At 59.4% G+C, this 13,593-nt stretch carries 10 protein-coding genes and 1 rRNA gene; 7 read left to right on the top strand and 4 right to left on the bottom strand.

The window, feature by feature from the left end; genetic code table 11:
• Positions 1–71: 71 nt before the first annotated feature.
• From J3D60_RS24915 to J3D60_RS24905, 3 genes are all read right to left on the bottom strand, one after another.
• Positions 72–1,608, bottom strand: a 16S ribosomal RNA gene (locus J3D60_RS24915).
• Between the two features lie 627 nt (positions 1,609–2,235).
• On the bottom strand, positions 2,236–3,729 hold the full coding sequence (locus J3D60_RS24910; protein WP_167656884.1) for a CoA-acylating methylmalonate-semialdehyde dehydrogenase: 1,494 nt from the start codon (positions 3,727–3,729) through the stop codon (positions 2,236–2,238).
• 39 nt (positions 3,730–3,768) lie between these two features.
• The gene (locus J3D60_RS24905) at positions 3,769–5,118 is read right to left on the bottom strand and encodes an aspartate aminotransferase family protein (protein ID WP_253493156.1); all 1,350 of its coding nucleotides are present in this window, start codon (positions 5,116–5,118) and stop codon (positions 3,769–3,771) included.
• A 126-nt stretch (positions 5,119–5,244) separates the two neighbouring features.
• On the opposite strand from J3D60_RS24905, the gene J3D60_RS24900 reads away from it, so the two are divergent.
• The 6 genes from J3D60_RS24900 (at position 5,245) to J3D60_RS24875 (ending at position 11,236) form a co-directional block, all read left to right on the top strand.
• Positions 5,245–6,165 carry a LysR family transcriptional regulator gene (locus tag J3D60_RS24900; RefSeq protein WP_027607943.1) on the top strand — a complete coding sequence of 307 codons (921 nt, stop codon included), beginning with the start codon at positions 5,245–5,247 and terminating at the stop codon, positions 6,163–6,165.
• 87 nt (positions 6,166–6,252) lie between these two features.
• Positions 6,253–7,647, top strand: a complete 1,395-nt coding sequence (locus tag J3D60_RS24895) for a uracil-xanthine permease family protein (RefSeq protein WP_253493155.1) — start codon at positions 6,253–6,255, stop codon at positions 7,645–7,647.
• An 87-nt stretch (positions 7,648–7,734) separates the two neighbouring features.
• Positions 7,735–8,394, top strand: coding sequence for a TetR/AcrR family transcriptional regulator (locus tag J3D60_RS24890; protein ID WP_027607945.1), 660 nt, complete (start codon positions 7,735–7,737; stop codon positions 8,392–8,394).
• Positions 8,395–8,406: 12 nt separating this feature from the next.
• Positions 8,407–8,988, top strand: coding sequence for a YigZ family protein (locus tag J3D60_RS24885; RefSeq protein WP_065940975.1), 582 nt, complete (start codon positions 8,407–8,409; stop codon positions 8,986–8,988).
• 56 nt (positions 8,989–9,044) lie between these two features.
• Positions 9,045–9,731, top strand: a complete 687-nt coding sequence (locus J3D60_RS24880; RefSeq protein WP_065940974.1) for an SDR family oxidoreductase — start codon at positions 9,045–9,047, stop codon at positions 9,729–9,731.
• Between the two features lie 146 nt (positions 9,732–9,877).
• A complete protein-coding gene (locus tag J3D60_RS24875; protein WP_253493154.1) occupies positions 9,878–11,236 on the top strand; it encodes an 8-oxoguanine deaminase in 1,359 nt (452 codons plus the stop codon).
• A gap of 104 nt (positions 11,237–11,340) precedes the next feature.
• Here the strand turns inward: J3D60_RS24875 and J3D60_RS24870 are convergent, their stop codons facing one another.
• Complete coding sequence (locus J3D60_RS24870) at positions 11,341–12,432, bottom strand: calcium:proton antiporter (RefSeq protein ID WP_146478243.1); 1,092 nt, start codon at positions 12,430–12,432, stop codon at positions 11,341–11,343.
• Between the two features lie 194 nt (positions 12,433–12,626).
• Between J3D60_RS24870 and J3D60_RS24865 the strand changes: the two genes are divergently transcribed.
• Positions 12,627–13,580, top strand: coding sequence for an adenosine deaminase (locus J3D60_RS24865; protein WP_027607950.1), 954 nt, complete (start codon positions 12,627–12,629; stop codon positions 13,578–13,580).
• The last annotated feature ends 13 nt before the right edge of the window (positions 13,581–13,593 follow it).

Below are 13,593 nucleotides of genomic sequence, written 5' to 3'. Positions count from 1 at the left end.
CTTCTTTATCGTCTTCTTCAATGAATCAAGCAATTCGTGTGGGAACTTATGGAGCAGCTGATGTCGTCGATTAAGGAGGTGATCCAGCCGCAGGTTCCCCTACGGCTACCTTGTTACGACTTCACCCCAGTCATGAATCACACCGTGGTAACCGTCCTCCCGAAGGTTAGACTAGCTACTTCTGGTGCAACCCACTCCCATGGTGTGACGGGCGGTGTGTACAAGGCCCGGGAACGTATTCACCGCGACATTCTGATTCGCGATTACTAGCGATTCCGACTTCACGCAGTCGAGTTGCAGACTGCGATCCGGACTACGATCGGTTTTCTGGGATTAGCTCCACCTCGCGGCTTGGCAACCCTCTGTACCGACCATTGTAGCACGTGTGTAGCCCAGGCCGTAAGGGCCATGATGACTTGACGTCATCCCCACCTTCCTCCGGTTTGTCACCGGCAGTCTCCTTAGAGTGCCCACCATAACGTGCTGGTAACTAAGGACAAGGGTTGCGCTCGTTACGGGACTTAACCCAACATCTCACGACACGAGCTGACGACAGCCATGCAGCACCTGTCTCAATGTTCCCGAAGGCACCAATCTATCTCTAGAAAGTTCATTGGATGTCAAGGCCTGGTAAGGTTCTTCGCGTTGCTTCGAATTAAACCACATGCTCCACCGCTTGTGCGGGCCCCCGTCAATTCATTTGAGTTTTAACCTTGCGGCCGTACTCCCCAGGCGGTCAACTTAATGCGTTAGCTGCGCCACTAAGAGCTCAAGGCTCCCAACGGCTAGTTGACATCGTTTACGGCGTGGACTACCAGGGTATCTAATCCTGTTTGCTCCCCACGCTTTCGCACCTCAGTGTCAGTATCAGTCCAGGTGGTCGCCTTCGCCACTGGTGTTCCTTCCTATATCTACGCATTTCACCGCTACACAGGAAATTCCACCACCCTCTACCATACTCTAGTCAGTCAGTTTTGAATGCAGTTCCCAGGTTGAGCCCGGGGATTTCACATCCAACTTAACAAACCACCTACGCGCGCTTTACGCCCAGTAATTCCGATTAACGCTTGCACCCTCTGTATTACCGCGGCTGCTGGCACAGAGTTAGCCGGTGCTTATTCTGTCGGTAACGTCAAAACCATCACGTATTAGGTAATGGCCCTTCCTCCCAACTTAAAGTGCTTTACAATCCGAAGACCTTCTTCACACACGCGGCATGGCTGGATCAGGCTTTCGCCCATTGTCCAATATTCCCCACTGCTGCCTCCCGTAGGAGTCTGGACCGTGTCTCAGTTCCAGTGTGACTGATCATCCTCTCAGACCAGTTACGGATCGTCGCCTTGGTGAGCCATTACCCCACCAACTAGCTAATCCGACCTAGGCTCATCTGATAGCGCAAGGCCCGAAGGTCCCCTGCTTTCTCCCGTAGGACGTATGCGGTATTAGCGTCCGTTTCCGAACGTTATCCCCCACTACCAGGCAGATTCCTAGGCATTACTCACCCGTCCGCCGCTCTCAAGAGAAGCAAGCTTCTCTCTACCGCTCGACTTGCATGTGTTAGGCCTGCCGCCAGCGTTCAATCTGAGCCATGATCAAACTCTTCAGTTCAAACATCTTTGGGTTTTTAAGAAACCCTAAACTTGGCTCAGCAATCGTTGGTTATTCTTTGATTTCTCGCGGAGTAACTTGTGATGCTGATAATCTTGTTGACTATCAGTCTGACTCCACAAGCACCCACACGAATTGCTTGATTCAGTTGTTAAAGAGCGGTTGGTTAAGAGCTTTCGTCTCAACCGAGGCGCGCATTCTACAGCAGCCTCATTTGCTGTCAAGTGATTATTTTCAGAAGCTTTCGAAGATTTCTTCAACAACTTCAACCACTTGCGCTTGCGATCTCTCGTTAGCGGGAGGCGAATTCTACAGCGTTACACGCTGCTGTCAACACCTCTTTTTCTCCGCTTTCGACCGAGAAGATCGAATCGTTAATAGCGTCAAACAACACGACTCTACCAACTCCTTCTGGGCTTCGATGAACTGAAGCAAACCGCTGCCTTATCCTGCATAACTCATTGTTTACCAAGGAGTTTTACGTTTCGACTGCGCCGGAAGTGGGGCGAATTATAGACTTCCAGGATCTGCCGTCAACCTTCTTTTTCATCTTTCTGTCATATAAGTCAAAAACGCCCAAAAACGCAAAAGCCGGCCCCAAGGGGCCGGCCTTCTGCTTACTGAGCCTTACAGACTAGGGAAAGCGAATTGCGACGCTTCATGGCTGGCCCGCTGCGGCCAACGCTGGGTGATCGCCTTGCGACGGGTGTAGAAACGCACCCCATCCGGCCCATAGGCATGCAAGTCGCCGAACAGCGAGCGCTTCCAGCCACCAAAGCTGTGATAAGCCACTGGCACAGGCAATGGAACATTCACACCGACCATCCCCACTTCAATTTCGTCACAGAACAGACGCGCCGCTTCCCCGTCACGGGTGAAGATGCACGTACCGTTGCCATACTCGTGATCGTTGATCAGCTGCATCGCCGCTTCCAGGCTGCTCACCCGAACCACGCACAATACGGGCCCGAAGATCTCTTCCTTATAGATGCGCATTTCAGGCGTCACACGGTCAAACAGACTGCCCCCCAGGAAAAAGCCGTCTTCATTCCCGGCAATACTCAGTCCACGACCATCAACCACCAACTCCGCACCAGACGCAACACCGTCTTCTATATAGCCGCTGACCTTATCCCGCGCCTGGCCCGTCACCAGTGGCCCCATATCCAGCCCACAGGTAGTGCCCGCACCGATCTTCAGCGCCTTGATCTGCGGCACCAGCTTGGCGATCAACGCATCCGCCACCTGGTCACCGACACACACAGCTACCGAGATCGCCATGCAGCGTTCGCCGCAGGAACCATAGGCCGCGCCCATCAAAGCACTGACCGCGTTATCCAGGTCAGCATCCGGCATCAGCACCGCATGGTTCTTCGCCCCACCCAACGCCTGTACGCGCTTACCGCGCTTGGTCGCTTCGGAATAGATGTACTCGGCAATCGGCGTCGACCCCACAAAACTCAGGGCCTTGACTTCCGGCGCCTCGATCAACGCATCCACCGCGCCCTTGTCGCCGTGCACAACACTCAGCACACCTTTAGGAAGACCGGCCTCCTGCAGCAGTTGCGCGATCAACAGCGTCGAACTCGGATCACGCTCCGAAGGCTTGAGGATGAAGCAGTTACCGCAAACAATCGCCAGCGGATACATCCAGAGCGGCACCATCGCCGGGAAGTTGAATGGGGTAATACCCGCCACCACGCCCAACGGCTGGAAGTCCGACCAGGCATCGATATTCGGCCCAACATTACGGCTGTACTCGCCCTTGAGAATCTCCGGCGCCGAGCACGCGTACTCCACGTTCTCGATCCCGCGCTTGAGTTCGCCGGCGGCGTCTTCCAGCGTCTTGCCGTGCTCTTCACTGATCAGCTGCGAGATGCGCGCTTCGTTCTGCTCCAGCAATTGCTTGAACCGGAACATGACCTGGGCGCGCTTGGCCGCTGGTGTGTTACGCCAAGCCGGAAAGGCCGCCTTGGCCGAGTCGATAGCACGTTGAATGGTTTCGCGGCTGGCCAGTGGCACTTGGTGAATCACCTGGCCGGTTGACGGGTTATACACATCGGCAGTACGGCCGGACTCACTGACCAACTCACCGTTGATCAAATGCTGGATAAGGCTCATGCAGGGCTCCTGAAAAGTTGTTCTATATAGAAGGAGAAATCAGTCGATCTTGTTCAGCACTTCGCCGACCGCATCGAACAGACGATCCAGGTCCTGCGGTTTGCTGTTGAAGGTTGGCCCGAACTGCAGCGTGTCACCGCCAAAGCGCACATAGAATCCCGCTTTCCACAGAGCCATGCCGGCCTCGAATGGACGCACGATGGCATCACCGTCACGTGGGGCGATCTGGATCGCACCGGCCAGGCCGTAGTTACGGATGTCGATCACGTTCTTGCTGCCCTTCAGGCCGTGCAGCGCATTCTCAAAGTGCGGCGCGACTTCGGCCACGCTCTGCACCAGGTTTTCCTTCTGCAGCAGGTCCAACGCCGCCAGGCCGGCCGCGCAGGCAACCGGGTGCGCCGAGTAGGTGTAGCCGTGGGGGAATTCCACAGCGTACTCAGGCGTCGCCTGATTCATGAAGGTCTGATAGATCTCGCTGCTGGCAATCACCGCGCCCATGGGGATCGCGCCGTTGGTGACTTGCTTGGCGATGCACATCAGGTCCGGGGTCACGCCAAAGCTATCAGCGCCGAACATCGAACCGGTACGACCAAAGCCCGTGATCACTTCGTCGAACACCAACAGAATGTTGTGCTGGTCACAGATCTCACGCAGGCGCTTGAGGTAACCCTGTGGTGGCACCAGCACGCCAGCGGAGCCGGCCATTGGCTCGACAAACACCGCGGCGATGTTCGACGCGTCGTGCAGTTCGATCAGTTTGAGCAACTCATCGGCCAAGGCGATACCGCCCTGCTCCGGCATGCCCCGGGAGAACGCATTGCTCGCCAGCAGGGTATGCGGAAGATGATCAACATCCATCATCGCCTGACCAAACAGCTTGCGGTTGCCATTGACGCCGCCCAGGCTGGTACCGGCGATGTTCACACCGTGATAACCACGGGCGCGGCCGAGCATCTTGGTCTTGGTGGCCTGGCCCTTCAGGCGCCAGTAGGCACGCACCATCTTCACCGCGGTATCGGCGCACTCGGAACCGGAGTCGGTGAAGAACACGTGATTCAGGTTGCCTGGGGTCAGATCGGTAATTTTTTCCGCCAGTTGGAAGGACAGTGGATGGCCGTACTGGAAGCCTGGGGAGTAGTCCAGCGTGCCCAGTTGCTTGGCGACCGCCTCCTGGATTTCCTTGCGCGTATGCCCGGCGCCACAGGTCCACAGGCCCGACAACGAGTCGTAGACCTTGCGCCCCTTGTCATCGGTCAACCAGCTGCCTTCGGCGGCCACGATCAGACGCGGGTCACGCTGAAAGTTACGGTTGGCGGTGTAGGGCATCCAGTGAGCGTCCAACTTCAGTTGGCTGGCCAGGGACGATGGGGCGTTTTCGGGCATGTTCATCAGCAAAACCTCGCAGGGCAACAGGCAGCGTCGGGATTGAAAAAGCGTTGTTGCAGCTAAATTGCCACGGGGATAAAGTCGGTGAAATTCAACTCTTCTAACCTTCAGTCAGGCCTTCACTAAACTATGAGCAGCCGTCGACCCGATCCCCTGGCCCAAGTCAGCGACTTCGATATTCGCCTGCTGCGCATCTTTCGCAGCGTCGTGGAGTGCGGCGGCTTCTCGGCGGCGGAAACCGTGCTCGGCATCGGCCGTTCCGCCATCAGCCAGCAAATGAGCGATCTTGAGCAGCGGCTCGGATTAAGGCTTTGCCAACGTGGCCGTGCCGGTTTCTCGCTGACCGAAGAAGGCCGGGAGGTCTACCAATCGGCCCTGCAACTATTAAGCGCCCTGGAAAGTTTCCGCACAGAGGTGAACGGCCTGCACCAGCACTTGCGCGGCGAGTTGATCATTGGCCTCACCGACAACCTGGTGACCCTGCCGCATATGCGCATCACCCACGCCCTGGCACAGTTGAAGGAACGCGGGCCGGACGTACAGATCCAGATCCGCATGATCGCCCCCAACGAAGTCGAACAAGGCGTACTCGACGGCCGCCTGCATGTCGGTGTGGTGCCCCAGGCCAGCGCCCTGTCCGGCCTGGAGTACCAGGCGCTGTACAGCGAACGCTCACTGCTTTACTGCGCGGTTGGCCACCCCCTGTTTTATGCCGACGACAAGCAACTGGGCGACGAGCGCATCGACGCCCAGGACGCCATCGCCCCCACTTTCCGCCTGCCCGCCGAGATCCAGGCCCACTATCAGGCGCTCAACTGCACCGCCAGTGCCTCGGACCGCGAAGGCATGGCATTCCTGATTCTCACCGGTCGCTACATCGGTTACTTGCCCGACCACTACGCCAGCCTATGGGTGCAACAAGGCCGACTGCGCGCGCTGAAACCGGCTACGCGCTTTTACGATTTAAGCCTGGCATCGGTCACGCGCAAAGGCCGTCGCCCTCATTTGGTGCTGGAAAGCTTCCTGGAAAGCCTGGCGGCAACGCGCTAACGCGGGGCTTACGAAAAAGCTGAGCACCTGGACAGCTTTTTGCAAGGACACGAGGACCTAGAACCGTCCGCCTCGAGTTTGCTTGCCATGCCACCAGAATCCTCCAGCCCCAGCGACCTGATCTACGGCCTTAATGACCGCCCCAAACCCGCTCCTGCATTGCTGGCCGCACTGCAACATGTGCTGGCCGCCTTTGTCGGCATCATCACGCCACCGCTGATCATCGGCTCCACCTTGGGCCTGACCGCACACTTGCCCTACCTGATCAGCATGGCGTTGATGGTGTCCGGTGTCGGCACATTCATTCAGGCCCGTAGGCCATTTGGGATCGGCGCCGGGATGATCTGCCTGCAAGGCACCAGCTTTGCGTTTCTCGGCGCGGTGCTGTCGGCCGGGTTTCTGGTCAAGCAACGCGGCGGCAGCCCGGAAGACATCATGGCGATGATCTTCGGCGTGTGCTTTTTCGGCGCTGCCGTGCAGATCATTCTCAGCCGCTTTATTGGTCAGCTGCGCCGAGTGATCACCCCGCTGGTGACCGGGATTGTCATTACCCTGATCGGCATCAGCCTGATCAAGGTCGGCATCACCGACCTGGGCGGCGGTTTCAACGCACCGGACTTCGGCGCACCGGCCAACCTTGCGTTGGGCCTGTTCGTGGTGCTGACCATCATCTTGCTCAATCGCTCCAACACACCCTGGGTGCGCCTCTCGGCGATCATCATCGGCCTGGCCCTCGGCAGCCTCGCCGCCTGGTTCAGCGGCAAGCTGGTGCCCCAGGCCCTGGGCGACTTGCCTTTGGTCAGCCTGCCGATCCCGTTTCGATTCGGCTTCAACTTCGACTGGAGCGCCTTCCTGCCGATCGCGCTGATTTATCTGATCAGCAGCATCGAAACTGTCGGCGACCTCACCGCCAACTGCATGATCGCGCGCCAGCCCATCAGCGGCCCGTCTTATATAAGCCGGCTCAAAGGCGGCGTCCTCGGCGATGGCGTCAGTTGCATGATCGCCGCCACGTTCAGCGCTTTCCCCAACACCACCTTTGCCCAGAACAACGGCGTGATCCAACTGACCGGCGTGGCCAGCCGTTACGTCGGCCTGTACATCGGCGTGGTGCTGTTCTGCCTGGGTTTGTTCCCGCTGATCGGTGCCGTGCTGCAACAAATCCCCAAGCCCGTATTGGGCGGCGCAACCCTGGTGATGTTCGGCAGTGTGGCCGCCGCCGGCGTACGCATCCTCGCCCAGGCACCGCTGGACCGTCGCAGCATGCTGATCATCGCCACCTCGTTCGGCGTCGGCCTGGGCATCGCCGCCCAACCGAACCTGCTGCACCTGATGCCGACCCTGGTGCAGAACCTGTTCGACTCGGCCATCACCAGCGGCGGCCTGACCGCCATCGTGTTGTGCCTGTTGCTGCCGGAATCCAAGGTGCCCGCTCCTGCCGCAAACCAGGCGCCGGAAAGCGACACCCTGGAACCGCTTTGACGGTTTTATTGCATCGGGACTTGTCTGGGACTTGAGGGTGGGTTATCTGTGCACACGTCGTCTCTATCGATCAGCACGGAAACCTCCATGAGCCTCGAAGTTCCTGCCCACAGCAACCACGCCGGTAAGCCCGCCAGCCGCATTCGGCAAAAGAACGAACAAGCGATTCTCCAGGCTGCTGAAGATGAGTTCGCGCGCCATGGCTACAAGGGCACCAGCATGAACACCATTGCTGCCAGTGCCGGGCTGCCCAAGGCCAACTTGCACTACTACTTCACCAACAAGCTGGGCCTGTATATCGCGGTGCTCAGCAATATCCTCGAACTGTGGGACAGCACCTTCAACACGCTGACCGCCGAGGACGACCCGGCCGTGGCCCTCTCCCGCTACATCCGCACCAAGATGGAGTTTTCGCGGCGCCAGCCCCAGGCCTCGCGAATCTTCGCCATGGAGATCATCAGCGGCGGCGAATGCCTGACCGAATATTTCAGCCAGGATTACCGCGCCTGGTTCAGTGGTCGGGCGGCGGTGTTCCAGGCCTGGATCGACGCGGGCAAGATGGACCCCATCGACCCCGTGCACCTGATCTTCCTGTTGTGGGGCAGCACTCAGCACTATGCCGACTTCGCCACCCAGATCTGCCGCGTCACCGGTCGCACCAAGCTGACCAAGCAGGATATGGAAGACGCCGGCACCAACCTGATCCACATCATTCTCAAGGGCTGCGGCATCAAGCCGGCCCTCTAGACGAAGCCACTTATGTCTTTCACGCTTACCGGCCTTTGCGAGTTCCGCGAAGAAATTCGCAAAAGCCGCTTCATTACCCTGGCCGCACCGATCACCAGCCCGCAAGAAGCCCAGGCATTTTTCGAGCAGCACAGCGACCTTAACGCCACGCACAACTGCTGGGCCTGGAAGCTGGCCGATCAATACCGCAGCAGTGACGACGGCGAACCCGGCGGCACCGCAGGACGGCCCATCCTGGCGGCCATCGAGGCCCAAGGTTTCGATCAGGTCGCGGTGCTGGTGATTCGCTGGTATGGCGGCATTCAACTCGGTACCGGCGGCCTGGCCCGCGCCTATGGCGGCGGTGCGAACAAGTGCCTGCAAAATGCCGAGCGCATCGAACTGATCAGCCGCGTGCCGCTGAGTTGCGCCTGCGGATTCTCCGAGCTGAACCTGGTCAAATTGCGCGTCGCCGAGTTGGGCGGGCTGGTGCTGGAAGAAACCTTCACCGCCAATGGCGTGGAGTTACAACTGGCCCTGGGCGATGCCCACATCGACACCCTGCAAACCCAGCTCGCCGACCTGAGCCGTGGGCGCATCCTGCTGCAACGCTGAAACTGCTACTGTTGTTCGCTGAACACCCTGAACCGCGACTTTTAAAGGAAGCCTTCATGTCTACGCCAAAAACCGCACTGATCATCGGCGCCTCACGCGGCCTGGGCCTCGGCCTGGTCAAGCAATTGCTCCAGGACGGCTGGGACGTGACCGCCACCGTGCGTGACCCGAACAAGGCCGATGCCCTGAAAGCCGTGGGCCCGGTGCAGATCGAGAAACTCGACATGGACGATCAGCAGGCCGTGATCGCCCTGAACCAGCGCCTCAAGGACCGCACCTTCGACCTGTTGTTCGTCAACGCAGGCGTCAAGGGCCCCGCCAATCAAGAACCTGGCCATGCCACCCTGGCGGAAGTCGGCCAGCTGTTCTTCACCAACGCCGTGGCGCCGATCAACCTGGCCCAGCGCTTTGTCGGGCAGATCCGCAAGGACAGCGGCGTGCTGGCGTTCATGAGTTCAGTACTGGGCAGCGTGACCATCCCCGACGGCTCGGACCTGGCGTTGTACAAGGCCAGCAAGGCCGCACTCAACTCCATGACCAACAGCTTCATTACCCAACTGGGCGATCACAAACTTACCGTGCTGTCGCTGCACCCGGGCTGGGTGAAGACCGACATGGGCGGCGAAAACGCGCACATCGATGTCGACACCAGCGTGCGCGGCCTGGTAGACCAGGTGAACGCCTACACCGGCAAGGGCGGCCATCACTTCGTGGACTACAAAGGCGACACCATCGCCTGGTAAGCCGCACAGGGTCGTTATCGAACGATTGCCGTCGATAACGATCCACGCGTAGACTGCCCACCTCGCCCTCACCGGCGACCCTGGATCAGCAGACAGGGCATCACTGAGCTGGCAAACCTGAACCCATCATTCAGAGGAGCCGGCCAATGCCTGCGACCCGTATCTGGTTAAAAAACCCCCTCGCGATTTTCACCGCCAACGGCCTCGACGCCCGTGGCGGCCTGGTGCTGCAAGACGGTGTGATCGCCGAAGTGCTGGCACAGGGTCAGGAACCCGCACAGCCCTGCGCCCAAGTGTTCGATGCGCGTGAGCATGTTGTCCTGCCCGGGCTGATCAACACCCACCATCACTTCTATCAGACCCTGACCCGCGCCTGGGCGCCGGTGGTCAATCAGCCCTTGTTTCCCTGGTTGAAAACCCTGTACCCGGTCTGGGCGCGACTGACTCCGGAAAAACTCGCCCTGGCGTCGAAGGTGGCGCTCGCGGAGTTGCTGCTCTCGGGCTGCACCACGGCGGCAGACCATCACTATCTGTTCCCCGACGGCCTGGAAAACGCCATCGATGTACAAGTCGACAGCGTGCGCGAACTGGGTATGCGCGCCATGCTCACCCGCGGCTCCATGAGCCTGGGCGAAGCCGACGGCGGCCTGCCACCGCAACAGACCGTGCAACAGGGCCAGGTCATCCTCGACGACAGCCAGCGCCTGATCCGCGAATACCATCAACGCGGCGACGGAGCGTACATCCAGATTGCCCTGGCGCCCTGCTCACCGTTTTCCGTCACCCCGCAAATCATGCAAGCCAGCGCCGAACTGGCCAACAGCCTGGATGTGCGCCTGCACACCCACCTGGCCGAAACCCTCGACGAAGAAGATTTCTGCCTGCAGCGCTTCGGCCTGCGCACGGTGGATTACCTGGACAGCGTCGGCTGGCTCGGCCCGCGCACCTGGCTGGCCCATGGCATTCACTTCAACCCGGATGAAATTGCCCGCCTGGGCGCCGCCGGTACGGGCATCTGTCATTGCCCAAGCTCCAATATGCGCCTGGCCTCCGGCATCTGCCCGACCCTGGACCTGATCGCTGCCGGCGCGCCCATCGGCCTGGGTGTGGACGGCTCTGCCTCCAACGATGCGTCGAACATGATCCTCGAAACCCGCCAGGCCCTGTACATCCAGCGCCTGCGTTACGGCGCCGAAAAGATCACCCCCGAAGGCGTGCTGGGTTGGGCGACCAAGGGGTCGGCGCAGCTACTCGGGCGTACGGATATCGGTGAACTGGCCGTAGGCAAACAGGCCGACCTGGCACTGTTCAAACTGGATGAACTGCGTTTCTCCGGCAGCCATGATCCGATCTCCGCACTGCTGCTGTGCGGCGCGGATCGGGCGGACCGGGTGATGATCGGCGGTAAATGGCGGGTTATCGACGGGCAGGTGGAAGGCCTGGACCTGAAAGGCTTGATCGCCGATCACAGCCAGGCGGCGCGTAACCTGATCCATCCCCTGTAGGAACGAGGGGGACGCATAGTTCTTGCCCGTGAAAAACGTCAACAATAACGCGGGTTTTCTGGTTTAACGCGGCGCTCTCAGGTTCTTCGCGAGCAAGCTCGCTCCTACAGGCCCAACAGCGACAACATGATAAAGGTCGCAAACAACACAAAATGGGTCATCCCTTCGATGGCATTGGTTTCGCCATCGTTGAGGTTGATCGCACTGACGATCAGCGTGATAAACACCATCACCGTTTGCACCGGCGTCATCGCCATCTGGAACGGCTGGCCGGTATAGAGCGCCATGGCTTCCATCACCGGCACCGTCAGGATCACCGTCGACAACGACGCGCCCAGGGCGATGTTCACCACCGACTGCATGCGGTTGGCCAATGCGGCGCGCAAGGCCGTCAGAATCTCCGGTGCCGCCGAAATAGCCGCCACCACAATCGCCGTGATCACCGGCGGTGCGCCCGTGCCTTCCAGGCCCAGGTCGAGGGTCTTGGACATCACCTCGGCCAGCGCACCGATCACAATCACGCCAAACACCAGGGTACCGATGGAGAACGCCAGGTTCACCGGCGGCGACTCTTGTTCCTCCGGCAGCTTCTTGCGGCGCTTTTCCGGGTAGCTGTAGCTGAAGAAATAACTGTGGGGCCCTACCTGCATGCGCAGGAACAAGGTGTAGAGCACCACCATCGCGCCGATGGTGAAGGCCGAGTAAATTTTCCAATCGGCTTCGGGGATAAATTCCGGCACCACCATCGACACGCCCATGGCGGTCAGGATCATTACACTGTAGGTCCGCGCCGAATCATCATTGTAGGACTGTTCGCCATGCTTGATGCCGCCCATCAACGCTGCCAGGCCGAGGATGCCGTTAATATCGAGCATCACCGCCGAATAGATGGTGTCCCGCACCAAGGTCGGTGATGGCTCGTTGCTCATCATGATCGCCAGGATCACCACCTCCACCAACACTGCGGCGAGGGTCAGTATCATGGTGCCGTAGGGATCGCCGACCTTTTCCGCCAGTTGCTCGGCGTGGTGGGCCACGCGCATCGACGCCACGACGATAAAACCGATCAACACCACGCCGGCCAACAATGCCACCATTTGCCCGCTGTGCAGCATCCAGTGCTCCAGCGGGTAGGCGGCGATGGCGGCAATCAGCGCCAGCAGCATGAATTTTTCTTGCTTGAGGGATGTGAGCATTCCGGGCCTTTTAGTGCGGCAAATCAGTCATTGATGGGGTACAGACTGCGTCAAGCCGCTAACGTTTCGTTACACCTTAGTTCACACGGTCCTTGCGTGAACAAATCGAATACTCTCCTGCTGGTCAGGTTTTGCCGATTATTTCAGCCATGGCCTGTAGAATGCCGCCATTGCACCTGATGAGAATTTAGAAAATGTACGATTGGCTCAACGCCCTGCCCAAGGCTGAATTGCACCTGCACCTGGAGGGCTCGCTGGAGCCTGAGCTGCTGTTCGCCCTGGCCGAGCGCAACAAGATCGCGCTGCCGTGGAACGACGTCGAAACCCTGCGCAAGGCCTATGCCTTCAACAACCTGCAAGAGTTTCTCGACCTGTATTACAAGGGCGCCGATGTGCTGCGCACCTCCCAGGATTTCTACGACCTGACCTGGGCCTACCTGCTGCGCTGCAAAGCCCAGAACGTGATCCACACCGAGCCCTTCTTCGACCCCCAAACCCACACCGACCGTGGCATACCGTTCGAAGTGGTGCTCAACGGCATCGCCGCGGCGCTCAAAGACGGCGAACAGCAACTGGGCATCACCAGCGGTTTGATCCTCAGTTTCCTGCGCCACCTGAGCGAAGCAGAAGCCGAGAAAACCCTCGACCAGGCGCTGCCGTTCCGCGATGCGTTTGTGGCCGTGGGCCTGGACAGTTCGGAAATGGGTCATCCGCCGAGCAAGTTCCAGCGTGTGTTCGACCGCGCCCGCCACGAAGGCTTCCTCACCGTCGCTCACGCCGGTGAAGAAGGCCCGCCCGAGTACATCTGGGAAGCGATCGACCTGCTGAAAATCCAGCGTATCGACCATGGCGTACGCGCCATCGAAGACGAGCGCCTGATGCAGCGCATCATCGACGAGCAGATCCCGTTGACCGTCTGCCCGCTGTCCAACACCAAGCTCTGTGTGTTCGACGACATGGCCCAGCACAACATCCTCGACATGCTCGAGCGTGGCGTGAAGGTCACGGTGAACTCGGATGACCCGGCGTACTTCGGCGGCTATGTCACCGAGAACTTCCACGCGTTGTACACCTCGCTGGGCATGACCCAGGACCAGGCCAAACGCCTGGCGCAGAACAGCCTGGATGCGCGCCTGGTAAAACCCTGACTGGACGGAAAGT

Source organism: Pseudomonas sp. S3E17, from assembly GCF_024168685.1.
Classification (GTDB): domain Bacteria; phylum Pseudomonadota; class Gammaproteobacteria; order Pseudomonadales; family Pseudomonadaceae; genus Aquipseudomonas; species Aquipseudomonas marginalis.
Note: the sequence above shows the minus strand (reverse complement) of the source record. Positions and strands in the feature narration are given on the sequence as shown.

What these genes read in the sequence shown, in the direction of transcription:
- J3D60_RS24900 (WP_027607943.1), top strand. Translation starts at nt 5,245, where the DNA reads ATGAGCAGCCGTCGACCCGATCCCCTGGCCCAAGTCAGCGACTTCGAT.
- J3D60_RS24905 (WP_253493156.1), bottom strand. Translation starts at nt 5,118, where the DNA reads ATGAACATGCCCGAAAACGCCCCATCGTCCCTGGCCAGCCAACTGAAG.
- J3D60_RS24880 (WP_065940974.1), top strand. Translation starts at nt 9,045, where the DNA reads ATGTCTACGCCAAAAACCGCACTGATCATCGGCGCCTCACGCGGCCTG.
- J3D60_RS24870 (WP_146478243.1), bottom strand. Translation starts at nt 12,432, where the DNA reads ATGCTCACATCCCTCAAGCAAGAAAAATTCATGCTGCTGGCGCTGATT.
- J3D60_RS24890 (WP_027607945.1), top strand. Translation starts at nt 7,735, where the DNA reads ATGAGCCTCGAAGTTCCTGCCCACAGCAACCACGCCGGTAAGCCCGCC.
- J3D60_RS24885 (WP_065940975.1), top strand. Translation starts at nt 8,407, where the DNA reads ATGTCTTTCACGCTTACCGGCCTTTGCGAGTTCCGCGAAGAAATTCGC.
- J3D60_RS24865 (WP_027607950.1), top strand. Translation starts at nt 12,627, where the DNA reads ATGTACGATTGGCTCAACGCCCTGCCCAAGGCTGAATTGCACCTGCAC.
- J3D60_RS24895 (WP_253493155.1), top strand. Translation starts at nt 6,253, where the DNA reads ATGCCACCAGAATCCTCCAGCCCCAGCGACCTGATCTACGGCCTTAAT.
- J3D60_RS24875 (WP_253493154.1), top strand. Translation starts at nt 9,878, where the DNA reads ATGCCTGCGACCCGTATCTGGTTAAAAAACCCCCTCGCGATTTTCACC.
- J3D60_RS24910 (WP_167656884.1), bottom strand. Translation starts at nt 3,729, where the DNA reads ATGAGCCTTATCCAGCATTTGATCAACGGTGAGTTGGTCAGTGAGTCC.